At 29.7% G+C, this 25,943-nt stretch carries 26 protein-coding genes and 1 pseudogene; 15 read left to right on the top strand and 12 right to left on the bottom strand.

The features are described from left to right. Positions 1-41 precede the first annotated feature (41 nt). The 3 genes and pseudogenes from pseA to CD56_RS06790 all read left to right on the top strand — a co-directional run bounded on the left by pseA (position 42) and on the right by CD56_RS06790 (position 2,524). Positions 42-1,177, top strand: a pseudogene (pseA, locus tag CD56_RS06800) (pseudaminic acid biosynthesis protein PseA). Further along, the gene (gene hisH, locus CD56_RS06795; RefSeq protein ID WP_047208602.1) at positions 1,174-1,785 is read left to right on the top strand and encodes an imidazole glycerol phosphate synthase subunit HisH; all 612 of its coding nucleotides are present in this window, start codon (positions 1,174-1,176) and stop codon (positions 1,783-1,785) included. The pseudogene pseA and the gene hisH overlap by 4 nt, the downstream one beginning before the upstream one ends. A gap of 1 nt (position 1,786) precedes the next feature. Continuing rightward, positions 1,787-2,524 (top strand): HisA/HisF-related TIM barrel protein, encoded by a 738-nt coding sequence (locus tag CD56_RS06790; protein ID WP_047208601.1) that lies wholly within the window; start codon positions 1,787-1,789, stop codon positions 2,522-2,524. Here the strand turns inward: CD56_RS06790 and pseH are convergent. The 3 genes from pseH to pseF are packed head-to-tail and all read right to left on the bottom strand — an operon-like array spanning position 2,492 to position 4,469. Beyond that, on the bottom strand, positions 2,492-2,956 hold the full coding sequence (gene pseH, locus CD56_RS06785; protein ID WP_047208600.1) for a UDP-4-amino-4,6-dideoxy-N-acetyl-beta-L-altrosamine N-acetyltransferase: 465 nt from the start codon (positions 2,954-2,956) through the stop codon (positions 2,492-2,494). The two genes, CD56_RS06790 and pseH, sit on opposite strands and share 33 nt — an antisense overlap. After that, positions 2,953-3,777 carry a UDP-2,4-diacetamido-2,4,6-trideoxy-beta-L-altropyranose hydrolase gene (gene pseG, locus CD56_RS06780; RefSeq protein WP_047208599.1) on the bottom strand — a complete coding sequence of 275 codons (825 nt, stop codon included), beginning with the start codon at positions 3,775-3,777 and terminating at the stop codon, positions 2,953-2,955. The genes pseH and pseG overlap by 4 nt, the downstream gene beginning before the upstream one ends. Continuing rightward, a complete protein-coding gene (gene pseF / locus CD56_RS06775; protein WP_047208598.1) occupies positions 3,774-4,469 on the bottom strand; it encodes a pseudaminic acid cytidylyltransferase in 696 nt (231 codons plus the stop codon). Before pseF ends, pseG begins: the two co-directional genes overlap by 4 nt. Positions 4,470-4,531: 62 nt before the next feature. On the opposite strand from pseF, the gene CD56_RS06770 reads away from it, so the two are divergent. Further along, positions 4,532-5,749 (top strand): DUF2920 family protein, encoded by a 1,218-nt coding sequence (locus CD56_RS06770; RefSeq protein ID WP_047208597.1) that lies wholly within the window; start codon positions 4,532-4,534, stop codon positions 5,747-5,749. A gap of 86 nt (positions 5,750-5,835) precedes the next feature. Here the strand turns inward: CD56_RS06770 and CD56_RS06765 are convergent, their stop codons facing one another. Beyond that, a complete protein-coding gene (locus CD56_RS06765; RefSeq protein WP_047208596.1) occupies positions 5,836-6,738 on the bottom strand; it encodes a 3-oxoacyl-ACP synthase in 903 nt (300 codons plus the stop codon). A gap of 75 nt (positions 6,739-6,813) precedes the next feature. On the opposite strand from CD56_RS06765, the gene CD56_RS06760 reads away from it, so the two are divergent. Further along, the gene (locus tag CD56_RS06760) at positions 6,814-7,854 is read left to right on the top strand and encodes a hypothetical protein (RefSeq protein WP_047208595.1); all 1,041 of its coding nucleotides are present in this window, start codon (positions 6,814-6,816) and stop codon (positions 7,852-7,854) included. 21 nt (positions 7,855-7,875) lie between these two features. Here CD56_RS06760 and CD56_RS06755 read toward each other — a convergent pair whose 3' ends face one another. Beyond that, entirely contained in the window at positions 7,876-8,100 is a 225-nt protein-coding gene (locus CD56_RS06755) for an acyl carrier protein (RefSeq protein ID WP_047208594.1), read from the bottom strand. Positions 8,101-8,210: 110 nt separating this feature from the next. On the opposite strand from CD56_RS06755, the gene CD56_RS06750 reads away from it, so the two are divergent. Genes CD56_RS06750 through CD56_RS06725 form a run of 6 tightly spaced genes read left to right on the top strand, consistent with a single transcriptional unit; the run spans position 8,211 to position 14,000 of the window. After that, positions 8,211-8,735: an adenylyl-sulfate kinase gene (locus tag CD56_RS06750; RefSeq protein WP_047208593.1), complete on the top strand. Its 525-nt coding sequence runs from the start codon at positions 8,211-8,213 to the stop codon at positions 8,733-8,735. Next, positions 8,722-9,489, top strand: coding sequence for a class I SAM-dependent methyltransferase (locus tag CD56_RS06745; RefSeq protein WP_047208592.1), 768 nt, complete (start codon positions 8,722-8,724; stop codon positions 9,487-9,489). The genes CD56_RS06750 and CD56_RS06745 overlap by 14 nt, the downstream gene beginning before the upstream one ends. A gap of 49 nt (positions 9,490-9,538) precedes the next feature. Continuing rightward, a complete protein-coding gene (locus CD56_RS06740; RefSeq protein ID WP_047208591.1) occupies positions 9,539-10,312 on the top strand; it encodes a class I SAM-dependent methyltransferase in 774 nt (257 codons plus the stop codon). A gap of 12 nt (positions 10,313-10,324) precedes the next feature. Next, on the top strand, positions 10,325-12,649 hold the full coding sequence (locus CD56_RS06735; RefSeq protein WP_047208590.1) for a PEP-utilizing enzyme: 2,325 nt from the start codon (positions 10,325-10,327) through the stop codon (positions 12,647-12,649). Then, a complete protein-coding gene (locus CD56_RS06730; protein ID WP_039626786.1) occupies positions 12,646-13,245 on the top strand; it encodes a gamma-glutamyl-CDP-amidate hydrolase in 600 nt (199 codons plus the stop codon). Before CD56_RS06735 ends, CD56_RS06730 begins: the two co-directional genes overlap by 4 nt. Next, complete coding sequence (locus CD56_RS06725; protein ID WP_047208589.1) at positions 13,242-14,000, top strand: phosphocholine cytidylyltransferase family protein; 759 nt, start codon at positions 13,242-13,244, stop codon at positions 13,998-14,000. Before CD56_RS06730 ends, CD56_RS06725 begins: the two co-directional genes overlap by 4 nt. Here CD56_RS06725 and CD56_RS06720 read toward each other — a convergent pair. Genes CD56_RS06720 through dcd form a run of 6 tightly spaced genes read right to left on the bottom strand, consistent with a single transcriptional unit; the run spans position 13,997 to position 20,285 of the window. Next, a complete protein-coding gene (locus CD56_RS06720) occupies positions 13,997-15,493 on the bottom strand; it encodes an amino acid adenylation domain-containing protein (RefSeq protein ID WP_047208588.1) in 1,497 nt (498 codons plus the stop codon). The two genes, CD56_RS06725 and CD56_RS06720, sit on opposite strands and share 4 nt — an antisense overlap. A 1-nt stretch (position 15,494) precedes the next feature. Further along, a complete protein-coding gene (locus CD56_RS06715; protein ID WP_047208587.1) occupies positions 15,495-16,277 on the bottom strand; it encodes an AAC(3) family N-acetyltransferase in 783 nt (260 codons plus the stop codon). After that, on the bottom strand, positions 16,274-17,548 hold the full coding sequence (locus tag CD56_RS06710) for a DUF4910 domain-containing protein (protein WP_047208586.1): 1,275 nt from the start codon (positions 17,546-17,548) through the stop codon (positions 16,274-16,276). The genes CD56_RS06715 and CD56_RS06710 overlap by 4 nt, the downstream gene beginning before the upstream one ends. After that, the gene (pseC, locus tag CD56_RS06705; protein ID WP_047208585.1) at positions 17,541-18,671 is read right to left on the bottom strand and encodes a UDP-4-amino-4,6-dideoxy-N-acetyl-beta-L-altrosamine transaminase; all 1,131 of its coding nucleotides are present in this window, start codon (positions 18,669-18,671) and stop codon (positions 17,541-17,543) included. The genes CD56_RS06710 and pseC overlap by 8 nt, the downstream gene beginning before the upstream one ends. Then, on the bottom strand, positions 18,668-19,675 hold the full coding sequence (pseB, locus tag CD56_RS06700) for a UDP-N-acetylglucosamine 4,6-dehydratase (inverting) (RefSeq protein WP_047208584.1): 1,008 nt from the start codon (positions 19,673-19,675) through the stop codon (positions 18,668-18,670). Before pseB ends, pseC begins: the two co-directional genes overlap by 4 nt. 49 nt (positions 19,676-19,724) lie before the next feature. After that, a complete protein-coding gene (dcd, locus tag CD56_RS06695) occupies positions 19,725-20,285 on the bottom strand; it encodes a dCTP deaminase (protein WP_012661997.1) in 561 nt (186 codons plus the stop codon). 130 nt (positions 20,286-20,415) lie between these two features. Here dcd and accB point away from each other — a divergent pair, with 130 nt between their 5' ends. After that, entirely contained in the window at positions 20,416-20,865 is a 450-nt protein-coding gene (accB, locus tag CD56_RS06690; protein ID WP_039626958.1) for an acetyl-CoA carboxylase biotin carboxyl carrier protein, read from the top strand. A 1-nt stretch (position 20,866) separates the two neighbouring features. Further along, positions 20,867-22,198, top strand: a complete 1,332-nt coding sequence (locus CD56_RS06685; protein WP_039619123.1) for an acetyl-CoA carboxylase biotin carboxylase subunit — start codon at positions 20,867-20,869, stop codon at positions 22,196-22,198. Positions 22,199-22,218: 20 nt separating this feature from the next. Here CD56_RS06685 and CD56_RS06680 read toward each other — a convergent pair whose 3' ends face one another. Beyond that, positions 22,219-23,046 carry a peptidylprolyl isomerase gene (locus tag CD56_RS06680; protein WP_047208583.1) on the bottom strand — a complete coding sequence of 276 codons (828 nt, stop codon included), beginning with the start codon at positions 23,044-23,046 and terminating at the stop codon, positions 22,219-22,221. 64 nt (positions 23,047-23,110) lie between these two features. Here CD56_RS06680 and gltX point away from each other — a divergent pair, with 64 nt between their 5' ends. Both gltX and CD56_RS06670 read left to right on the top strand, forming a co-directional pair. Beyond that, a complete protein-coding gene (gene gltX, locus CD56_RS06675) occupies positions 23,111-24,502 on the top strand; it encodes a glutamate--tRNA ligase (RefSeq protein ID WP_047208582.1) in 1,392 nt (463 codons plus the stop codon). Further along, positions 24,502-25,737 carry a malic enzyme-like NAD(P)-binding protein gene (locus tag CD56_RS06670; RefSeq protein WP_047208581.1) on the top strand — a complete coding sequence of 412 codons (1,236 nt, stop codon included), beginning with the start codon at positions 24,502-24,504 and terminating at the stop codon, positions 25,735-25,737. Before gltX ends, CD56_RS06670 begins: the two co-directional genes overlap by 1 nt. Positions 25,738-25,943 lie beyond the last annotated feature (206 nt).

The following is a 25,943-nucleotide window of genomic DNA, read 5'->3' as shown; positions in this document are numbered from 1 at the left end:
AGTCGATTTATGATGATTACAAATATTTTTTTGGAGTTAATATGAAATTTTGTAAAAAATGCGTTATGCCAGATACTAAGCCTGATTTGCATTTTAATGATGAGGGGATTTGTGATGCGTGTTACTCGCAAGAAACGAAAAATCATAAGATAAACTGGCAAGAGCGTGAAAAAGAATTTCTAGAACTTGTGAAAAAATATAAAAAACATCCCGTGTATGATTGTGTGATAGGGGTAAGTGGTGGTAAGGATTCTACTTTTCAAGTTTTAAAATGTCTTGAGCTTGGGCTTAATCCTTTGTGTGTTTGTTTTGAACCAAGTATCCCTACTAAAATAGGTAAAAAGAATTTAAAAAATTTAAATAATCTTGGTGTTGATTTGATCCATATCAAAAGAAATCCTTTAGTGTATAAAAAATTATCCCGTGAAGCTTTTATAAGAACGGGCGATAATGAATGGCAAAACCATTTGGGAATTTTTACTTGCGTTCCAAAAATAGCTGTTGCTTTTGAAATTCCTTTGATTATTTGGGGGAAAGTCCGCAGATTGAATATGGTGGACCAGCTAGTTCTAAAGAAAAAAACACTTTAGGTAGAGAGTGGCTTGAAGAATTTGGTGGGCTTTTGGGTAATAGAATTTCTGATATGATTGGTGTTGATGGGATTAGAGAAAAGGATTTGTATTTTTACACTTATCCAAGTGATGAAGAGCTTCAAAGAGTAGGAGTTACAGGGTTATTTTTGGGATATTATTTTAAATGGGATTATAAGTATAATTTAAAATTAGCCCAAGATAATGGCTTTAAAACTAGCACAAAACCAGTTGAAACTACTTATGAGAATTTTGAAAATTTAGATTGTTATTCAAATCATGTGCATGATTATTTAAAATACTGCAAATATGGTTTTGGAAGAGCTACGGATAATGCGTGCTTGGATATAAGACTTGGTTATATTAGCCGTGAAGAGGGTGTGAGGCTTGTAAATAAATATGATGGAAAGCCACCTAAAAAGGCCATTAAGAAGTATTTGGAATTTAGTGGTTTTAGTGAAAAAGAATTTGAAAAAATTGTAGATTCTTATACTAATAAAAAGATATTTAAACGCGATGAAAATGGTAAATTTTTAAGAGATAGTGATGGATCGTTGATAAAAAAAGATGAGTTTGTTTTGAAATGATTTGTATTGTTGATTATCATCTTGGAAATTTTAAATCTGTTTTGAAAGCTTTTGAAAAACTTAATCAAGAAGTGATTATAAGTTCTAAAAAAGAAGATATAAAAAATGCCTCTAAATTAATTTTACCAGGTGTTGGATCTTTTAAACAAGGTATGGAAAATTTAAAAAAACTTGCACTAGATGAGCTTTTAAAAGAATGTGTTTTAAAAGATAAAAAACCTATTTTAGGAATTTGTCTTGGTATGCAACTTTTTGCTAGCAAGGGATATGAGGGAGGAGAGTGCGAAGGGCTTGATTTTATAAAAGCAAGGGTTTTGAAATTTGATTTAAGTAAAGAAAAATTATTACACAGTGGTTGGGATGATTTACAATTTAGTGACAAAAAAAGCAAGCTATTTGATGGAATTTTAGAAAAAAGTGATTTTTATTTTGTGCATTCTTATTATGTAGAGTGTTTAGAGAGAGCGGAGACTTCTTTTTGTGAGTATGAAAAACCTTTTTGTGCAAGTTTTGAAAAAGATAATATTTTTGCTGTGCAATTTCATCCTGAAAAAAGTCAAAATGTAGGTTTGAAACTTTTGGAAAATTTTGCAAATTTAAAGGTCTAATATGCTTAAAACAAGAATCATACCTTGCGTGTTATTAAAAGATCATCAGCTTGTAAAAAGTATCAATTTTTCTTCTTTTAGAACTATTGGGCATGTAATAAGCACAGCTAGGATATATAATGCTAGAAATGTTGATGAGCTTATAGTTTTGGATATTAATAAAAATGGCGTTATAGATTTTGAAAGCTTAGAAGATATAGCTAATGAATGTTTTATGCCTTTAACTATTGGAGGTGGGATTAGAACTTTAGAAGATATTAGAAAATTGCTAGATATAGGTGCTGATAAAATTAGTATTAATTCTATAGCTTTACAAAACCCAGATTTTATTAAAAAAGTGGCAAATACTTTTGGAAGTTCTTGTGTAGTATGCTCGATTGATGTAAAAAAAGACAAAAATAAATTTAAAGTTTTTAATAATGAAATTTTAGATATTGATCCACTAGAGCTTGCATTAAAATACGAATCTTTGGGAGCAGGGGAGATACTTTTAACAAGCGTTGATAAAGAAGGAAGTTCTTTAGGGTATGATTGGGAATTACTAGAGTATTTCAAAGGTAAATTAAAAATTCCACTTATTATCAATGGGGGACTTTCTAAACCTCAAGATGGGGTAAAAGCCATACAACTTGGTGCAAATGCATTAGCCGGTGCTTTTATATTTCATTTTAGCCAATATACTCCAAATGATGTTAAAAATGAGCTTTTAAAAAATGATATCCCTGTAAGGATTGTTTAAATTTAAAAAATAAAAATTATTATCTTCTTTAATAACCTCAAAACCATGCTTTAAATATAAATTTAAAGCTTTTGTGTTTTCTTTAAAAACACAAGCGTTTAAAGTTTGAACTTTTAAAACATTAAAAGCATAGTTTTTAACTTCTTGCATTAAAAGCTCACCTATACCTTTTTTTATACCATAAAGTCCAAATTCACATGAATGGTTGGTTATATTAATAAAATCAATTACACCTATGGTTTGTTTGCCATCATAAACTAAAAAATATTTTTTAGTTGCATCCGTTTTTAGACTAGATAAAAAACTTAAGTGCTCTTTTAAAGTGATATTTTGTGTTTTCATAAATTTGGCAATGCTTTCATCGTTACGCCATTTTAAAACAAGCTCTATTTCTTCTTGGTTTAAGTGGATAAAATCTTTTAAAACTATCATATAAAACTTTCCACCTCATAACCTTTTTTAGCAAGCCATGTTGCAAGTTTTTCTTGATTTTTAGCATAGGCTATGGCTTTAAAATTTGCTTTTAAAATCAAAGCTTCATTGACTAATGAGCTTGCGCTAATGATGAGTTTTTTGCTTTCATTCATTAATCTTGCAAGATTATGATGGCCAATGAGAATTTGTATATTAGGGTTTTTTTGGCTTAATTTTTGAAGCGAGTTTAGATGAGAATTTGCTTTTGTGGTAGCTATGATGATGGTTTTGTTTTTGTTAAGTTTGTTTGCTATATCAAAGGAAATGTTTTTTGGATCACTTCCCCCTATACAGATAAAATAATCATAAATTTTCTCTCTTTTTATCTTACTTTCTTCATAAAACTCATCGCGTATTAGAGCATAAGAAAAGCCACATCTTAACTCACAATATTTTGGCACTAAATTTTCATAATCACTTTCTTTAGCATAAGCATTGATATTAAGTAAAATATCGCAAAAATGTTCTTTTATCTCATCATCAAAACTGAGAATTTTAATTCCTGTTTCTAATTTTATGAGTTTTTCATCATCAGCGGTAATTTCATAATGATCGATGATTAAAAGATCAAATTTTTCCTTTTTGATGAGATTGATGAGCTCATATATGCTAGCACTTGTTAGTTCATATACAGGATAAGGAATTTCATCTATTAAAGAACCTTTTAGTGGCAAACATGCAAAGGATACATTTTGATATTGTTTAGCTAGTAAAAGATCTCTTTTAATGTGTCCATGCCCTATAGCGCTAGAACTATCACTTCTAAAAAGAACTTTCAAATTTTGCCTTTGTTGAATTGATATAGTATTTTAGCAAATTCTAAGTCTTCAAAAGTATCAATATCGCAAATTTTATTTCTAGGAAGCAAAAAGGCTTTAGAGTGAGGTTTAAACATAAAATCTTCTTCTAACCACGCTTCTTTTTTGCCAAAGTAAAATGCACCACCATCATGATAAGCTTTAGTAAGATCTTGTGAGCGTTTGTTATAGTTTGACTCATCAAACATATAAACTTTATTTTGTTCATCAAGGTAAAAACCTCTTTGTATAGGGTATTCAAACTCACAAGCTGAAAATAAAAATTTACATTCTTCTTGACTAAATTGCTCAAAAGCTTTTTGCAAGATAAACTCATCTATAAGTGGCGCAGTAGCGTATAAACAGCACACATTTTTATAGTTCTTACCTTGCTCTTCTAGGGTGGTAATGGCATTTTGGACTACAGCGGTTGAGCTTGCATAATCATCACTTAGTTCTTTTTTACGCACAAAAGGAACTTTTGCGCCATATTTTAAAGCTACTTCGATGATTTCATCATCATCGCTTGAAATGATCACATCATCAAAAATACCTGAATTTAAAGCACTTTCTATGCTATAAGCAATCAAAGGTTTTCCTAAAAAATCAATGATATTTTTTCTAGGAATACGTTTAGAACCACCACGCGCAGGGATAATACAAAGATTTTTCATAAACTCTCTTTAATTTTATTAAAAAATAAGTATAATTTAATTTTAATTTTAAAAGGCTTAATATGATTAAAAATGAAACCTATTTCATAGACTCTTGTGATGATGTAGAACTAAATATAAAAAGAGAAAGTAAATTAGAATATAGAGTTACCTATGATGACAGCAAGCAAATGAAAGCTATTGTTTTTATCATAGGTGGCTTTGGTGCAAATGCCAATATGTCGTTTTTAGATTTTGATAGAGAATATATTGCTAAAAAATTTGATGTTGTTGTCATAAATGTTTTTTATCATTGTTTTAGTGCTAGACCTTCTATAGATGAAAATTATAAACCAATAATGATTCCAAATAAAAAAGATTGGGAAAGTTTTTGTGAAATAGCAAAACTTTGCAATCTTTTAATTGAAGATTATGAAAAAAATGATTTCAAAGATTGCTTGCTTAAACTTGATGAGAGAGTTGAGCAAATAAAAAATGAAGGTGCATTAGAAAAAGATTTTCTAGTTAATCTTTCTTGTGATTTTATTTTACCAAATGGTGACTATCAAAATTATGGTATTATGGCAGCGATTGATCACATAAATGCTTTAAAAGATATAATAGAAAAACATCCTCAATTTAAATTTTTACCTAAAATTTATGGAGGTGGATCGTATGGTGGTCATCTTGCTTTAATGTGTGCAAAGATTGCTCCTTGGTATGTTGATGGAGTTATAGATAATTCAGGGGTATCACTACCTCATTTACCGCATTTATTGGGTAGAGAGACAGGTTGTGCTGAGTATTTTATAAAAGGAAATAACTATATACTTTCTTGTTTTGTAAAAAAATACTGGACTAGAGATGAAAATTCTCCTTACTTTTTGAGTGATGATAGTTATATGATAAGGGTTCTTTTAAATTCAAAACATTTAAATTTACAAAGTACAAAAAATCAAAATATAATATTTGTTAGTTATCATAGTGCAAAAGATGATGGAGCTCCAATTGAACATAAGGCTAATTTGTATGAAATTTATAATCAACTCGGACTTGATGCTACTTTGCATATTGTTAAAGATGAAAATGATATAGACGGTAGATATATAAAAAGTTTAGATCATGGTTTAAGAATGACTGATAGAGCTTTATTTAAAAAAGAATTGCCTATATTACTTGAAAAAGTAAAAAATAAAATATTTGATATGAGAGAAGATAGTATATCTTATCCTTGTAAAGATAAGATATTTACTTTTAAAGATTTTAAAGATCGATTTGGACTTGAAATTACAAAACTTTGATAAAGCTTTGAAGTTTATCAAAGTTTATTTTTAGGCTGCATGCATTAAAGGTAATCCCTGTTCCAAAGCTTCCAAGGAAAATTTGTTTATCCCCCCCCCGCATATGAAGCTAATTCTAGGGGTAATTTATTTATAGTTGTGTTTCCATAGTTTTTAAGAATATTATCTTGGGTAAAATTTAAATTTAGTTTCTCATATAGTTTTTGCTTTGAAAAATTATCAGAAGAGTGGATAAAAAATTCATCAAAACTAGTTTTTTTTAGATTGAAATGTTCAAAAAAATCTTGAAAAAACGCTGGATAGTTTTGCATAGTAAAAGAAAAAGCTAGAGTGGTATTAGCTTGTATGTTTTTGTTGCTATTAGTTTGAAGTCCGTTATAAGGTAAAGTTTCTTCTATGCATTGGGCAGAAAAAATTTTTTGTGCAAAGTAGCTTTTATCTTCAATGTTAGTATTTTTTTCTATTAAAATCGCACTTGCGCTATCGCTATTATTTAAAAAGGTAATTTTGTCTTTTTGAGCATCAATTGCTTTGCTTTTTACACTAGCACATATTAAAACAGCTTTTTTTATACTTGGTAGATTTAAAGCCAAAAACACTTGAAGCAAACTCTGTAAAAATCCAGGGCAAAAGCCTAATACATCTAAGCATAAAGTATGGCTACTTAAATTTAAATTTTTATGGATTAAACTAGTGCAAGCTGGTGCTAAGTAATCTGGTGTAAAGCTTGTAAAAACTAGTAGATCAATTTCATCTTTTTTGAGTATATCTTTTGAGAAAAGTTCTTCTAATGCTTGTGTTGCCAAATCGCTCGCGTATGTTGAATTATCACTTACGAAATGATTAAAAATTCCTGAATTTTCTTGTAAAAGTTGATATTTTCTTTCATTTATATTGCAAAGCTTTAATTCATCTTCTTTGTGGAGTGGATTTTTAGGTAAAACAATACTGACAGCTTTAATAAAATGGTTGATGGTTTCTATATTCATTGTCATTCTCTTTTATTTTTTGGATATTTTATCATTTTTTATTTGTTATAATAAATTAAAAAATAAGGATAAAAAATGACAGCGTATATTAGCATAGGAACAACCAATAGTGGTAATCAAGAAAGACAAGGTTTTTTAATGCAAAATGAAAATAAACTTTTGCAACAAGGTTATATCTATCCAAAATCTCTTAGAATGGCAAATAGACATTGGGTTTTAGTGGATATAGTTTTAGAGCTTATAAAAAAAGATAAATTAAGTCAAAATCCATTAGACGATTTAGAAGATATACGCTTGATTAAAGCCGTTGAGAATTTTAAAACAGAAGCTACAATACATAAAGATAAGAAATTTATTTTTTCTGCAGAAGGGATAGTTTGGGATTTTTCTACTAAAAGACATATAGAAATTCTTAAAAGCGTTTTAAACGCTTTAGGATTTGATGAAATTTATGAGATTATTTATTTTAGAGATACGCTTGGATATTTAAATTCTCATTGTTCTCAAGATATTAAAAACAATATGGGCTTTTATAGTGCTGATTTTAAGCCTGATGAGCATCCTAGAAAATATATATTTGATTACAAGTGGATTTGTGAGAGTCATACAGAAGTATTTGGTGAAAAAAGCTTGATAGTGAGACTTTTGAAGGAAGAATATGTTGGTGGAACATTACTTAAAGATTTTGTGTATCATTTGGGTTTAGAATGGGATGATGAATTTTCATTAAAGCAAAATAAAAATGAAAGTTTTAATCTTTTAGGTATGGAGCTTCAAGGAAGACTTATAAAAAAAGATTTGCATGGGCAAAACATAAATTCTTTACTTTATACGGCTAGAAAAATTTTTGAAGGTGCTAATGAGGATAGGTTGAAATTTAGAGTACAAAAAGAAATAGCAAAAGCTTATGTTGATTATTATGCTCCTTCACTTGAGTGGGTTAGAGCTAAGTATTTTCCACACAGAAAAAGCTTGTTTGAGCCGATTAATTGGGATGAATATAAAGAAAATCCAACTTTAACTCAAACTAAAGAAAGCGATTGGGATAAAATAGCTGATTTTATAGCAGAAATTATTGTATCTAAAAATAAAATTATTCAGTCTTTAAAAGAGTAATTAACGCAATGTTTAATTGCGTTAATTATATGCTTTTTCTAGCATATTTTTGATGCTTTGAAAATCTTCAAAATTTTCAGGACTTATAAATTCAGCATTGAGACTTTTTCCAAAGTGCTTTTCAATTTCAGCTACTAAAGCCATAATATCAATGCTATCTATAATGTCTTCGCTTACTAAATTTTGCATTGTTTCATCAATATCGGTTCTCTCTATATTCATAAAAAATTTTTTAATATTTTGCATATTTATCCTTTTTTTGTTTAAAATAATTAATGATTATTATATCTTATTAATATTGAAATTTATAAGAATTTGATAATATATTATCTTTGATTAATTTGTGAAAGTTTTAAATGATTGCAAGTGTTATTTGGCTTACAGGTTTAGCAGGTAGTGGAAAAAGCATTATAGGTAAAGCATTATATGAGAAATTAAAAAATGAGCATAAAAATATTGTTTATCTTGATGGAGATGAATTAAGAGATTTACTAGGACATTATGGCTATGATAAGCAAGGTCGTATAGATGTAGCATTAAAAAGATCCCAATTTTCCAAATTTTTAAATAATCAAGGTATGATAGTAGTTGTGACAACCATATCCATGTTTAATGAAATTTATAAATATAATAGAGAAAATTTAAAAAATTATTTTGAGATTTATATTAAATGTCCAATGGAAGAATTAATTAAAAGAGATCAAAAAGGACTTTATACAAAATCCTTAAATGGTGAGATTAAAAATGTTGTAGGTGTTGATATAAAATATGATGAACCAAATGCACATTTTATACTAGATAATTCATTGCAGGATAATTTAGATAAAAAGGTTGATATAATATTTGATTTAATAACAAAGGAGTTTCATGAAACAAGGTGATTTTAGCGAAGTTGCAAAACACTATCACAATAGACCAGCATATTCAAGTATGCTTATAGAAAAGCTCATAAAATGCGTAAATGATCAAAATAAAAGCGCATTAAAAGTTGTGGAAGTAGGAGCTGGTACTGGAAAGCTTACTAAAATGCTTGCTGATGAATTTAACCTTTGTATAGATGCAGTCGAGCCAAATGATAATATGCGTGAAGAAGGTATTAAATTTACTCAAAATTCACAAAATATTACTTGGCATAAAGGTAGTGGAGAAGAAACTACTATGCCTAGTAATTATGCTGATTGGGTAATTATGGCTAGTTCTTTTCACTGGACAGATCCTAAAAAGTCTTTGCCTGAGTTTGCAAGAGTACTTACAGGGGGGGGGTATTTCACTGCCATATGGAATCCACGTCATATAGTTAAAGGCTCTGTATTTTATGAAATTGAAGAGGAAATTAAACATATTATACCAGAGCTTACTCGTGTAAGTAGTGGAACTCAAAATGTTAAAAATTGGGAAGAAATCTTAGTAAGTACTGGAGATTTCAAGGATTGCTTTTTTATGGAGTGCAATTATAAAGAGCTTTGGAGTAAAGAGCGTTATCTTGGAGCTTGGCATTCTGTAAATGATATTCAAGCACAAGCTGGAAAAGCTAGATGGGAAGAAATTTTAAAAATGATAGAAAATAAAATTTCTTCTATGGATATGATTGAAATTCCTTATAAAATCCGTGCATGGACGGTGCATAAGGCATAGTAAAATCCTTTAGTTTTTTTAGCTTTGCTATTAAAGTTAAAGGAAAAAAATGAAAAAAATAGTAGAACAAGTTTGGGATTATACTAAGCATGCAAAATTTTACTCATACAGACCAAATTATGCACCACTTAGTATAGATATGCTAGTAGAGCTTGCTAAAAGAACTAGCCAAAGTTCTAAAATAAAAGTTGCAGATATTGGAGCAGGTACAGGGAATTTGAGTATTATGCTTTTAGAGAGAGCTTGTAAAGTGGTAGCAGTTGAGCCAAATGACGCAATGCGTGAAATTGGTATAGAAAGAACTCAAGGTCAAGATGTAGAATGGATAAGAGCTACCGGCATTAACTCTACTTTAAAAGATGGGGAGTTTGATTGGGTGAGCTTTGGAAGTAGCTTTAATGTGATGGATAGGTCAATGGCATTAAAAGAAAGTCATAGATTACTCAAAAAGGGATGTTATTTTACTTGTATGTGGAATCATAGAGATTTAAAAGATCCTATTCAAAAAATAGCAGAAGATATTATCGTTAGTTTTGTTCCAAATTATACAAGAGGTACAAGAAGAGAAGATCAACGTCCTATTATAGAAGCGCATAAAGAGCTATTTGATAATATTATTTATTTGGAAGAAGATTTTTACTTTCATCAAAGTGTAGATAATTATATCAATGCTTGGAAAAGTGTAAAAAATTCTTATTGGGATCTTGAAACTAAAGAAGGTAATGAGTTGTTCGAAAAAATTACTGATAAATTAAAACAAGAATTACCAGGTGAATTTGATATCAAATACACTACAAGAGCTTGGAGTGCAAAAAAAATATAAAAGAGTGATATTATGGATAGATTAGTTTTTCAAACAAAAGCAAGAAATTTACAGAATTTAAAAAATATACTTAAAAATGCAAAAGTTTTAGATGTAGTTATCACTTCTTTAAAAGAAATCATTCAAGACAAAGAAGAAGTACTTAAAAAAATTACCAACCTAAATGCGAAAAAACTAATCATCCGTAGTTCTTCTAATAGTGAAGATAGTTTAAAAAGCTCCAATGCTGGAGCTTTTCTAAGTTTGGCTAATGTAGATATTAGTAATAAAGGCCAACTTTTTAATGCTTTGGAAAAAGTAGGTCATTCTATGCCTAGCGAGAATGATGAAATTTTAATCCAACCTATGCTTTCAGATATTAAAAAGTGTGGTGTTGCTTTTAGTGTAGATAAGGATAATTTTGCTCCATATTTTTGCATAGAATACGATGAAAATGGCTCTAATAGTTCTATCACAAATGGAAGTGCTAAAAATGCTAAAACATATTTTCACTACCGTGAAAATGAAGATATAAAAGATCCATGTATGCAAAAAGTTATTTTATTATTAAAAGAACTTGAAAGTTTATATGGTTGTAATTTTTTAGATGTAGAATTTGCTTTTAATGAGCAAAATGAACTTTTTTGCTTGCAAGTTAGACCTTTAATAATGCAAGAAAAAACTAATCTTTTTAATAGCCTACCTAAAGAAGCTTTACATAGACTTTATAAAAGATTTTTATCTTTACAAAAACCAAGATCTAGAGTGCTTGGAGACAAAGCTATTTTTGGTGTAATGCCTGATTGGAATCCAGCAGAAATTATAGGACTTAGACCAAAAAGATTAGCTTTTAGCCTTTATAAAGAAATCATTACAGATAATATTTGGGCTTACCAAAGAGATAATTATGGTTATAGAGATTTAAGATCACACCCTTTAATCCATTCTTTTTTAGGTATTCCTTATGTAGATGTGAGACTTTCTTTTAATTCTTTTATACCAAAAACTCTTGATGAGAATATTGCTAAAAGGTTAGTTAATTATTATTTAGATAAATTATATGAAAATCACGAGTTGCATGATAAAGTAGAATTTGATATAGTATTTTCTTGCTATGATTTTCATATGGCTGATAAATTAGAACGCTTATTAGATCATAGTTTTAATAAAAATGAAATCAAACGTATCGAGTTTTCTTTACTAAATCTTACTAATTCTATTGTTAATATTAAAAATGGCTTATGTTTAAAAGATATAGAAAAATCAAAACAAATGATTGTATATTATGAAAATATTATGCATTCAGATTTTTCACCATTAGATAAAATTTATTGGCTTTTAGAAGAGTGTAAAAGATATGGAACATTACCATTTGCTGGTGTTGCAAGGGCTGCATTTGTAGCCATGACTATGCTTAACTCTTTGGTGGAAATTGGATTTTTTAGCAAAGAAGAAAAAGATGAATTTTTAAATTCTCTCCACACCGTTAGTAAAACCTTGAGCAATGAATTAGCAACTTTAAATGAAAATAACAAACAAGATTTTATAAAACAATTTGGCCATTTAAGAGCAGGAACTTATAATATTTTATCTCCAAGATATGATGAGGATTTTGATGGGTATTTTGATTTAAAACAAAAAAGTGAAATTAAAAAAGAAAAGGAATTTAAGATTGATGATGATAAGTTGCTAAAACTTGATCAAATTTTAAAAGAACATGGAATTGAAGTTAATGCAAAAGAATTTTTTAGCTTTTTAAAAATAGCTATAGAAGGACGCGAATTTGTTAAATTTGAATTTAGCAAGCTCTTGTCCAAAGCCATATCACTGATAGAAGATCTTGGAAATTATTATGAAATATCTAAAGAAGATATGGCTCATTTAGATATTAAGAGCATTTTAAATTTATACTCTAGCGTATATTCAAAAAGTCCAAAAGATAAATTTTTGAGTGAAATTAATGAAAACAAACAAGAATATGAATTAAGTTTAGCTATAAAACTTCCAGCTTTACTAACTGATGCGCATCAAATATTTGGGTTTTTTGCTAACTATATTCATCCAAATTTTATCACTCAAAAAAGCATTAGTGCTAATATTGCTTTAGAAAACGAACAAGATTTAAAAGGCAAGATAGTGTTAATCTATGCAGCTGATCCTGGATATGATTATTTGTTTACTAAAGATATTGCAGGTTTTATCACTTGCTATGGTGGTGCAAATTCACATATGGCTATTAGAGCTTCTGAGCTTGCTATGCCCGCTGTTATTGGTGTAGGTGAAGAGAATTTTAAAAAATATCTTCAAGCAAAGAAGATTAAAATTGATTGTCAAAGTGAGCAGATATTTTGTCTATGAAATTTATAGCCATCAGTCAAAGAATTTTAGAAAATCAAGATTATCATGAGTTAAGAGAGTGTTTGGCACTTGATTGGGGAAGTTTTTTTAAAAACGAATTAAGTGGTTTTTTACCTCTTCCATTGAGTTATGAGATTGATTTTAAAAACTACATTCCTTATGTTAGTGCAGTGATTTTAAGCGGGGGTAATGATTTAAACTCTTGTAAATCTTCTTTTGTTAATCAAAAAAGAGATGAATATGAGAAAAACATTATAAAATATTGTATACAAAATAACATTCCCTTGCTTGGGGTTTGCAAAGGAGCACAGATGATTGCTTCTTATTTTAACTCTACTATTTGTCATTGTAAAGGACATGTTGGAAATCATGAAGTATATTTAAATAATCAAATAATCAATGTTAATTCATATCATAATTTTGCTATTAAAACATTAGGTAATGAGCTTGAAGCGTTAGCAAATGCAAAAGATGAAACAATAGAAGCTTTTAAGCATAAAAAATTTAGTATCTATGGTCTAATGTGGCATATTGAAAGAGAAAATGGCATGAGTGAAAAAAGTATTTTTAATGCATGGTTAAAGGATATAAAATGAGAGCTATCATTTTAGCAGCAGGATTTGGTTCAAGGTTAATGCCTTTGACAAAAGATAATCCAAAGTGTATGGTTGAATATAAAGATAAAAAAATCATAGACTATGAAATTCAAGCTTTAAAAGAAAATAATATTCATGAGATATGTGTAGTTGGTGGATATTTATTTGATGTTTTAAAGGATTATGTGGGTAAAAATCATAATTTAGAATTGTTTTATAAAAATGAAAACTATGATAAAACTAATATGGTTCAGACTTTATTTTGTGCTAGAGAATTTTTACAAAGTTGTATTGAAGATAAGCAAGATTTGATTATTTCTTACGCTGATATAGTTTATTTTAAAGATAGTATAGAAAAACTCAAACATTCAAAAGATGATTTTGCTGTTATTGTGGATAAATCATGGAAAGAACTATGGACAAAAAGGTTTGAAAATCCACTTGATGATGCTGAAACTTTAAAACTAAAAGATGGTTTTATAGTAGAGCTTGGCAAAAAAGCAAAAAGTTATGATGAAATTCAAGGTCAATACATAGGCTTATTTAAATTTTCTCATCATTTTTTAAAAGAAGTTTTAAAAACTTATGATGAGCTTGATAGAACTTTACTTTATGATGAAAAAGATTTTAAAAATATGTATATGACAAGTTTTTTACAAATTTTAATCAATAAATACAAAAATGCAAAAGCTATAAAAATCAATGGAAATTGGTGTGAGATAGATTTTATGAGTGATTTGAGAGTGGAGATTTAAGAGTTTTTACTCAAAACCTTCCTATCAATCTTCCCATTTGCATTTAAAGCAAATTGTTCTATTTTAACAAATTTCTTAGGTATCATGTAAGCAGGGAGTTTGTCTTTTAAAAAGTTTTTAAAATCTAACTCTTCCTTGCTTTCATAAAAACAAATAATTTCTTCTTTAAAAATACAAGCACAATTTTTTACATTCTCATGAGAAATTATAATACTTTCTATCTCTCCAAGTTCTATGCGATGACCCATATATTTGATTTGATGATCTATCCTTCCATAGCATAAAAGCTCGCCAAATTCATTATAAACTACTACATCGCCTGTTTTATAAAGTAAGTCTAGATAATTATCATGCAAAGGATTTTGCACAAAAGCTTGCTTTGTTTTTTCTTTATCGTTGTAATATCCTAAAGAAAGACAAGTTCCTCTTACATAAAGCTCGCCTTTAATTCCCACTTGACTTGGAGTAATTAAATTTAAATTCTCATCAAAGACTAAAAGCTGAGTATTTTTACAAGCTTTTCCTATAGGTAAAAGCTCATCATCGTTAAATTGCCTATCAACTATGTAAAAAGAGCATACATCGGTAATTTCGGTAGGTCCATAAAGATTAGCAAATAAAGCACTAGGAAGGTGTTTACGCCAAATGTTGAGTTGTTTATTTGGCATGATTTCACCACAAAAAAGAATTTTGTTTAAATGCCTTAGTGTAAAGGCTTCAAGAGCATTAGTATTAGCAAAATAAATCAACACAGAAGGCACCCAAAAAATTGTTGTTATTTTTTCTTGTTCTAGATACTCTAAAATTTTATTTGGAAAAGCAAAAAGATGATTGGGCAGTATATGAAGTGTAGCTCCCATTTTAATAGAGCTAAATATATCTAATACGCTATTATCAAAGTAAAATGGCGCTTGATTAGCAAGTATATCCTCATGATCTAGTTTAAAAGTTTCACATACCCAAAAAGTATAATCAATCACACTTTTATGGCTTATACTTACTCCTTTTGGAGTTCCTGTGCTTCCGCTTGTAAAAAAGACATAAAGTAAGTTTGTATCTATGTGATTATCTAAAGCTTTTTCTAAAGCATTTTCATTTATAACAAAGCTTTCAAAATCTTCTGTGAAAATGGTATCAAGATTAAAATCTAAATTTAATTTTTTAGAAGTAATTAAAAGTTTTGGTTTTAAAACTTCTATAACTTTTTCTACACGTTCTTTAGGGCTTTTTTCATCTAAAAGCGTATAAAAATTTCCACTTTTTGCTACACCAATAAAAGAAAGCAAACAATCAATCCCTTTAGGAAGTATGATTAATACAGGTTCTTGTGTGCTTTTAGTAGGAAGTTTAGAGAGAATTTTACTTGCTATTTTTTTACTTAAATCATCAAATTCTTTATAGCTTATGCTTTTACCATTAAACTCAACAAAAGCATTTTTACTTCCAAATTTAGCAACGCTTTCTTGTAAAAAATCATTGATATGAGTTGTCATTTTATTCCTTTAGCAAACAATAAGGGTTATCCTTTAAAGCTTTTAATGTTTTTTCTAAATAGTTTTTCATGTTGATATTTATTATATGAGCATTGGAAAAATTTAAAATATTAAAATTGTCATCATTTTTTAAAATAGCTACTTGTTTATCAACATCTAAATCTGAATTTTCATCCAATTTTCTAACATAGTATTTAATATTTTTTTGGAGTATTTTACCATCTTCATCAATAATTTTTCCACTAAAATTTTTAAAATATCTATATGGAACACGAGCTTTTTCTTCTATAAAATGACTAAAAGTATACCCAGCTATTTTAGAGCCAAATAAAACTAGTTTTCCATTTTCTTTGGCTAAAACATCATACACACAATTTTCTCCAAAACAACTTGTAGTGTCTTTTAAAAACAATTCTTCTTTGGCTCCTTTAACGGCAAATGAAAATATAGGATCATTGGTGCGTTTTACTCCTGATTGTTTACGAAAATATTCTGCTAAAACACCAACAGTACCTCTTGAGTTTAATTTATTATAAACTTCATTTTTGCAAAAACTATAAGTAAAAGTAGGCATGATTAAAGTACCTTCTTTACTTATAACTTCAAAAAAACAATCCAATATAGTTTGTAAAAATTCATTTCTAGGAAGTAAAGGTGTGCCAAATTTCATTAGTTCACTATGTACACACAAAATATCGCCTTTTGTAATGCCAAGCTTTTTAAAAGCTTCTATCAAGTCAACATTAGAGTATTTTTTATCGTTGTGTTCTAAGAAATATTTCATTTTATTAATCCGTGAAATTTTAATTTTTCTACTAAATCTTTTAATTCATAAGCTTGTATATTAAGCTTTGAAGCTATATCTAAAACATCATTTTTACCATCACAATATGCTAAAAAATTACATGATATTGGTATATCATTAGTTGAAGAAGTATTGATAGTATGGTATAAGTCTCTTTTGCCTAAATTGGGTTCGCAAAATACGGTATTTTGATAAATTGCATTTACTTCTAAATTCATGATAATTTCTTGCATAGCTTTTAAGCCACCTTGCAATCCTTCTTCGCTGATGAAACTTAAATCATCTTTGCTGGTATGGTATTCTTTATAATCGCCAAATCTGGTCCTGCACACACAAACTACGGGTAAATTTACTAAAGGAGAGCAAAACTGTCTTTCGTTACCACCTCTATATAAAAAACTAAATTCTTTAAAATTATTTTTTTCTTTTAAAGTATGCAAAGCTACTTTATCTGCTAGGGTATTTTCACTTGGAGTGTGAATGAGTGAGTAAGCATTATCATCACCTATGCAAGAGAGTACAAAACCTGCTTTGGTATGTTTTTGCAAATGCTTTAAATGCTTGCTAAGATAAACTATACTCCCTATAGTCTCAGGAGCAAAAACAAAACGATAATTATATTTTCTCTCTTTAAGTTCTAAAAGCCATTTAGCTAAAAACACAGCTACCACAGGGCCACTTAGCTCGTTATTTGCCATAGATGGATGACAAAGGTAAGTAGAGATTAAAATTTCATCCTTTGTTTCTTGCGTGCTAGGTATGAGTAAATCAGCATAGTTTAAAACTCCGTTTTCATGGTGCTTTGCGTCTATGAAAACTTTATATTTTCCTTCTTTTAGTTTAATTCTATCTTTGTGTTTTATGCAAAAACCCCAACGTCTTTTATAATAGCTTGTCACATAAGGTATGGCATCGGGCATTTCTTCTATAGAATAAAGATGTTCTTGCAAGCTTGCTAGATCAAACTCTGTATCTATACCTTCGCTATAGTTTAATACATGAAGATTATTTTGCTTAAAATCACAAATTTTTTCTCCATTTGGAGTGATGATATAAGCATCATTTATCTCCCATTCAGCAGGCACTTCCCAATCAAACACTTTACTTCCACTTGCTATAGAGTGAATTTTTAATATACCCCTCCCCATAGCTTCATCGAGTATTTTTAAGCTTTGTCTAAAGCCTTTCCCAGTGATACTTCTACATATAGGAAAAAGCTCACAAACTAGCTCATACATACTTTTACTCATGGCAATTCTTTTTAGTTTCTTCTAAAATTTTAAATAAACTATCTTTAATAAATTGTGCATCTTTTAAGCTCATTTCTTGATGGGCAGGTATACTAAGTTCAGCTTTATAAAAATTATCCGCATTCTCTAAGAATAAATTTCCATATAAATTTTTATAATAACCAAACTCATAAGTAGGCTTATAATGTACTTGTACACCTATGCCTAAATTCAATAATTTTTCAAAAATAATCTCTTTTTGGCAATAAAACTCAGGGAAAAGCAAAATAGGGTATAAATGTCTTGAGCTTTTTTTATAATCTTTGATTTTTATAGTGCTAAAATAAGGATTTTTTTCAAATTCTTTATCATAAAAACTTGTGATAACTTCTCTTTTTTCTAGCATATTATCAAGTTTTTTAAGTTGATTTATACCCAAAGCACAAGCTACATCGCTTAAACGATAATTATAACCTAGCTCAATCATATCACTATCCCAAAGTCTTTTTTTGACTATGCCATGACTTCTTAAAAGCTTGATTTTTGAGATTAATTCCTCATCATTGCTAACAACTGCGCCACCTTCAAAGGTTGTGATAGGTTTAACCGGATGAAAAGAAAATATACTCAAATCTCCCATAGAACCTACTTTTTGATTTTTATAAGTAGCACCTAGGGCATGACTTGCATCATCTATTAGTGGGATATTATATTGTTTAGCTAAGGCTAAGATTTCATCCATTTCTACACTATTTCCCGCAAAATCAACCACACAAATTGCCCCTATATTAGAGCTATCTTGGCTTAATCTTAAAGCAAGTTTTTTCTCATCAATATTTCCATCACTTTTTACATCTATAAACTCAACCCTAGCACCTGCCATTAAAGCAGCATTTGCAGTTGCAGCAAAGCTAATGGGGGTTGTTAAGACAATTTTTTCTTTTACATTTAAAGATAAATATGCAAGGTGCAAGGCAGAAGTGGCTGAATTTAACACACAAGCATATTTTACACCCACATATTCACAAAGGGCTTGTTCAAATTCTTCAACCTTTTTTCCGCCGGTTAAAAAATCATCTTTTAAAGCCTCACAAACTACTTGTATATCTTGTTCGTCGATATTTTGATGAGAATAAGTTATCATTTTTCAAGCTCTGTATGATTTATTATATTCAAAAGCTCTTCTTGACTAATCCATTCTTTATTATTATCAGAGCTATAAGAAAAACCATTAGAAACTTTTTTGCCCTTTTGCCCTTTTGCATTTATACTAAAATCAATTTCCATATTAGTAAATTTAATACTTGGACTAATGGCATAATAATTTTCAAATTCATAAGTTAGATGACTATCATCACTTGAAATCATAATTTCATGTAGTTTTTCACCTGCTCTTATACCTATGATTTTATGAGCTAAATTAGGAGCCATAGTTTTAGCTAAATCAACAATTTTCATAGAAGGAATTTTTGGCACGAAAATTTCCCCTCCATGCATATAAGCAAAATTATTCAGCACGAAATTAACCCCATCTTCTAAAGATATCCAAAATCTTGTCATTCTCTCATCTGTGATAGGAAGTTCTTTAGCGCCTTCATTGATTAGCTTTTTAAAAAATGGTATAACAGAGCCTCTTGAGCCCACTACATTGCCATATCTTGTAACGCTAAATTTAGTATGCGAATTTCCTGCTATGTTATTTGCTGCTACAAAAAGCTTATCGCTTGCAAGCTTTGTAGCTCCATATAAATTAATAGGATTACATGCTTTATCGGTTGAAAGGGCGATACATTTTTCTACATTATTTTCCAAACACGCATCGATTACATTTTGTGCTCCATGGATATTAGTTTTTATACATTCCATTGGATTATATTCTGCAATTGGCACATGTTTCATAGCAGCTGCATGAATGACAAAATCAACATCTTTCATTGCTATACTTAATCTTTCTTTATCTCTTACATCACCTATGAAATAACGCATGCAAGTATCATTAAATTCTCTCGCCATTTCAAATTGTTTGAGTTCATCGCGTGAATAAATGATGATTTTTTTAGGTTTGTATTTTTGAAGTAAAGTTTTAGTATAAGTTTTTCCAAAACTTCCTGTGCCACCAGTAATTAAAATGCTTTTTCCATTAAACATATATATTTTCCTATTATTTGACTAATTTTTATATCGGCTGAAAATAAAATTATTTTAAAATTCTTGGTAAGGTTATACCTGTTTGGGCTTGGTATTTGCCTTTTTTATCAGCATATGTTACATCACAAGGCTCATCTCCTTGTAAAAATAAAACTTGAGCTATGCCTTCATTGGCATAAATTTTAGCAGGTAGTGGAGTGGTGTTTGAAATTTCTATAGTGATATGTCCTTCAAAACCTGGCTCAAAAGGGGTTACATTTACTATAATACCACATCTTGCATAAGTACTTTTGCCAAGACAAATTGCTAAAACATCATTTGGCATTTTAAAATACTCAACCGTTCTTGCAAGTGCGAAAGAATTTGCAGGTACTATACATACATCACCTACAAAATCTACTACATTTTCTTCTACAAAATTTTTAGGATCTACAACAGTAGAATTTACATTGGTAAAAATTTTAAATTCTCTTCCAACTCTTATATCATATCCATAGCTTGAAAGCCCATAACTAACTATACCTTTACCTATATTTGCTTCACAAAATGGCTCTATCATATTGTGCTCTAATGCCATTTTTTTGATCCAATTATCTGCTTTTAAGCCCATTTTTGTCCTTTATAATTAAAGTGAATTTTTAAATTATATCTTAAAATAAAAGTAAAAAATAAATAATTGAAGTTATTTTTAGTATTTTTATATATAATTATAAATTAAGTCTTATAAATAAGGAGAATATATGACAAAAGAAGAAATCAAAGAATTAATGCAACTTTTTGCAGAAGCAAATATAAGCAAAATTAAAATAAAAGAACAAGATGGATTTGAAATAGAACTAGAAAGAGATATGTGTTGTGAATTACCAGCTCCAGCTCCTGTTGCTCCAGCTCCACAGCCAATTAATGTAAATGTAGTTAATGAAACCAAAGCAAGCTCAAACTCTTCTAATAAGCCAACTATCAACAGCCCTATGGTAGGTACTTTTTATCAAGCTCCAAGCCCAGGTGCAGCGCCTTTTGCTAAAGCAGGACAAACTATTAAAAAAGGAAGCACTATAGCAATTATTGAGGCAATGAAAATCATGAATGAAATCGAAGCTGAATATGATTGTAGGATAGTAGAAGTATTAGTTGCAGATGGTCAGCCTGTAGAATTTGGTATGCCTTTATTTGTGGTGGAGAAATTATAAAATGGAAATTAAAAAAGTTTTAATAGCAAATCGTGGAGAAATTGCATTAAGAGCTTTAAGAACTGTAAAAGAAATGGGAAAAAAAGCAATTTGTGTGTATTCTACTGCAGATAAAGATGCTTTGTATTTAAAATATGCTGATGCGAGTATTTGTATAGGAAATGCTAGAAGTTCAGAAAGTTATTTAAATATCCCAGCTATTATTAGTGCGGCTGAAATTAGCGAAGCGGATGCGATTTTTCCAGGATATGGATTTTTAAGTGAAAATCAAAATTTTGTTGAAATTTGCGCAAAACACAACATTAAATTCATAGGCCCTTCAGTTGCTGCTATGGCGCTAATGAGTGATAAAAGTAAAGCAAAACAAGTAATGCAAAGAGCAGGTGTGCCTGTAATCCCAGGAAGCGATGGAGCTTTAGGTGGGGTTGAGGCAGCTAAAAAACTTGCTAAAGAAATAGGCTATCCTGTGATTTTAAAAGCAGCAGCAGGCGGTGGTGGCCGTGGTATGCGTGTAGTTGAAGATGAAAAAGATTTGGAAAAAGCTTATTGGTCAGCAGAAAGTGAAGCTATGAGTGCTTTTGGAGATGGTACTATGTATATGGAAAAATACATCCAAAATCCACGTCATATAGAAGTGCAGATTATAGGAGATAGCTTTGGTAATGTGATACATTTGGGTGAGAGAGATTGCTCTATGCAAAGACGCCATCAAAAGCTTATAGAAGAATCTCCCGCAATTTTACTAGATGAAAAAACAAGAGCAAGACTTCATGAAACAGCAGTTAAAGCTGCTAAGGCTATTGATTATGAAGGTGCGGGAACTTTTGAATTTTTAGTAGATAAAAATTTAGATTTTTATTTTATTGAAATGAATACGCGCTTGCAAGTTGAGCATTGTGTGAGTGAGATGGTAAGTGGGGTGGATATTATCGAACTTATGATTAAAGTAGCAGAAGGGTATCCTTTACCAAAACAAGAAGAAATTAAACTTAAAGGCCATTCTATAGAGTGTAGAATCACTGCAGAAGATTCTAAAACTTTCTTGCCTTGCCCAGGTAAAATCACAAAATACGTAGCTCCAGCAGGACGCAATGTAAGAATGGAAAGTCATTGCTATCAAGATTATAGCGTACCTCCATATTATGATTCTATGATTGGAAAATTAGTTGTATGGGGAGAAGATAGAAACACAGCTATAGCTAAAATGAAAATAGCCTTGCAAGAGCTTATTGTAGGTGGGATTAAAACAACAAAAGATTTTCATTTAGCGATGATGGATAATGCAGATTTTATCAATAATAATTATGATACAAATTATCTTTCAAGACATTAATTTAAGATAGGTTTAAAAACCTATCTTAATTCTTCTATATGAGCGTTTGCTCTTATTTTATCAAGATGATTTTTTAAGGCTTGTTCTCTTTGGGTTAGAGTATAGACATTGCTAACTTGATCTTTGATTAAGTCAAATTCGATAGGGTTTTTACCATATTTTTCTTTTACAAAATATACTATATAGGCATTTTCACCATTTAATACTGGAGTAAATTCTCCTATTTTGGTATTATTTAACAAAGCAAGTAATCTTGGATCTATACTAGCCGCATTTAAACTAATGGCTTTTGATTTAATTTGAGAGTTTTTATACATAGGATTTTGTGCAAGTTGCTGTAAAAGCTCAGGATTAGTAGAATTATAAACAACTAAGTCTATATTTGAAAAAGTGCTAAATTTATCAAGATTGCTTTCATAAAAATGCTTTAACGCTTGATCATCAATGTTGATTTTCGCATTTTGCATTATACTCCTATAAAGTTTTTCTCTTTCAAGATCTTTTCTAACCTTATTTTTAAAAACTTCAAAACTTAAACCATCCTTTTCTATTTTTGTTTGCAAACCATTAATATCGGTTTTATTGCCTTTTGCTATTTGGGCTAATTTTTCATTGAGTTCAAAAGTACTTATATAAATCCCTAGTTTTTTAGCTTCGCTTTGTTGAACCTTATCATCTACTAAAAATGCTATAGCCTTTTGCTTGTCATTAGTTTTTAGTTCTTTCATGGTTTGTTCTATATCATAAAGAGTGATAGGTTGATTTTCTACTACCATTGCCACACCACCAAGAGTTTGAGCATATAAAATATTTGCAGTAAAACAACAAGATATTAAAAATTTTCTCATATAAAACCTTTATTTAAGTGTAAATATAGCATTATAACAATAAAAATTTAAAAAAGGTAAAAATATGCAAGAAATCACAACGCGTTTTGCTCCTTCCCCAACAGGATATTTGCACATAGGGGGTCTTAGAACGGCTTTATATAATTATCTTTATGCGAGAAAAAATAAGGGTAAATTTTTATTGCGTATTGAAGATACGGATTTAAAAAGAAATTCACAAGAAGCTACACAAGCTATTATAGAAGCATTTAAATGGTGTGGGCTTGATTATGATGGTACGATTGAGTATCAATCTCAAAGATTTGATATTTATAAAAAATATATTCAAAAATTACTAGATGAGGGTAAGGCTTATTATTGTTATATGAGCAAAGAAGAGCTTGATGAGTTAAGAGCTAAGCAAGAAGCAGCTAAAGAGCGCCCAAAATATGATGGTAGATATAGAGATTTTAAAGGAACTCCTCCAAGTGGTATTGAGCCTGTGGTACGTATTAAAGCGCCGCAAAGTGGAGAGATTAAATTTATAGATGGTATTAAAGGCGAGGTTAGTTTTAAGGCTGAAGATATTTTAGATGATTTTGTAATTGCAAGAAGCGATGGTAGCCCAATTTACAATTTAACCGTTGTAATTGATGATGCGCTAATGGGTGTGAGTGATGTTATAAGAGGAGATGATCATTTATCAAATACTCCAAAACAAATCGTTCTTTATGAGGCACTAGGCTTTAAAATTCCTAAATTTTATCATGTGGCTATGATACATGGTGAAGATGGTAAAAAACTTTCTAAACGTCATGGAGCAACCGATGTGATGGAGTATAAAAATATGGGGATTTTACCTCAAGCCCTGCTAAATTTCTTAGTGCGTCTTGGTTGGAGTCATGGTGATGATGAAATTTTTTCTTTAGAAAGTATGCAAGAGCTTTTTGATCCAAATCATATTAATAAAAGTGCTTCTTGCTATAATTTTAAAAAGCTAGAATGGCTTAATGCTCATTATATTAAAACTTTATCTTTTGAAGAAATCAATAGACAATTAAAAGATTTAGGTTTTGATTTAAGTCAGTATGAAAAAGCGGACTTTTTGCTAGATATGTTAAGAGAGAGAGCTAAAACCTTGCATGATATCATTAGCGGGGCCAAAGTGTTACTAAATGACCCAAAAGAATACGATCAAAAGGCTGTAGATAAATTTCTTAATGTAACAAATTTAACTTATTTGGAAAAATACGCTATGGTTTTAAATGAGCAAAAAAATGCTTGTGAATTTGAAGAATTAACCAATCAATTCTTAGAAGAAAATAATCTTAAGTTAAAAGATCTAGCTCAAGCTATACGCATTGCACTCACTGGAAGCTCGGTAAGTCCTAGTATATTTGAAGTATTAGAATTTTTAGGAGTGCAAAAAGCTAAGCTTAGAATAGAAAATTTACTAACTTACATGAAGGGGAAATAATGAATTTAAAAGAAGAGGCTCTAGAATACCACTTAGGCGGTAAAGTAGATATTATTGCGAGAAAGCCTATGGATAGTGCGCATGATTTATCTTTAGCTTATTCTCCAGGGGTTGCTGAACCTTGTGTTGAGATAGCAAAAGATGAAACCTTAGCTTATAAATACACTAATAAAGCAAATTTAGTTGCCATAGTAAGTGATGGTAGTGCGGTTTTGGGACTTGGTAATATAGGAGCAAGCGCAAGTAAGCCCGTGATGGAAGGAAAGGCTTGTTTGTTTAAAAAATTTGCTAATGTTAATGCTTATGATTTAGAAATTAATGCTCATAGTGTAGATGGGATTGTTACCTTTTGTAAAGCTATAGCGCCTACTTTTGGAGGAATTAATTTAGAAGATATTTCGGCACCAAAATGCTTTGAAATAGAAGCTGCTTTGCAAGATCTTGGAATTCCAGTAATGCATGATGATCAACACGGAACTGCAATCATTTCTACAGCAGGATTAATGAATGCTATGGAAATTAGTGGTAAAAAATTTGAAGATATTAAAGTAGTAGTAAGTGGTGCGGGTGCAGCGGGTATTGCAAGTGCTAGAATGTATAGAAATTTAGGGGTTAAGAATATCGTTTTAGTAGATAGCAAAGGTGTGATTAATACCCAAAGAGATGATTTAAATAAATACAAACTAGAATTTGTGAGCGATACCAAAGATAGTACTTTAAGAGAGGCTTTAAAAGGTGCTGATGTGTTTTTGGGTTTGAGTGCACCTAAGATTTTAGATGATGAGATGATTTTAAGTATGGCTAAAGATCCTGTGATTTTTGCACTAGCTAATCCTGTGCCTGAAGTAATGCCTGAAGATGTTAAAAGGGTTAGAAATGATGCTATAGTTGGAACAGGTAGAAGTGATTATCCAAATCAAATTAACAATGTTTTAGGTTTTCCTTTTATTTTTAGAGGAGCCTTAGATGTAAAAGCGACTAAAATCACTGAAAATATGAAAGTAGCTGCTGCTAAAGCTTTAGCTGATTTAGCTAAGCTTGAAGTAACTGATGAGGTAAAACAAGCTTATGGGGTAGAAGAGCTTAGCTTTGGTAGAGACTATGTTATACCAAAACCATTTGATAGTAGGGTAAAAGCTGTAGTTAGTGCTGCTGTGGCAAAAGCTGCAGTTGAAGATGGAGTGGCTTTGGTAAAAGAATTTGACTATCAAAAATATCTAGCAAGCTTACAATAGTTTTTATAGATTAAGTTTTATTTAAAATATTTTTTTGAATAAAACTTAATTTTTATTTTTAATCTTTCAATTTAACTTTTCTATTATTTTACTTTTTACTTAACAATCTTAGAATGTAAAATAATTTTTTACAATAAATGTTAAATTTTGATATAAATTTTAGCAATGATTATATTTTTAATTAAATTAATTTATATTTAAGATAT

This window comes from Campylobacter lari, from assembly GCF_001017575.1.
GTDB classification, from domain to species: Bacteria; Campylobacterota; Campylobacteria; order Campylobacterales; family Campylobacteraceae; genus Campylobacter_D; species Campylobacter_D lari_C.
This window is presented reverse-complemented; position numbering and strand designations above follow the sequence as displayed.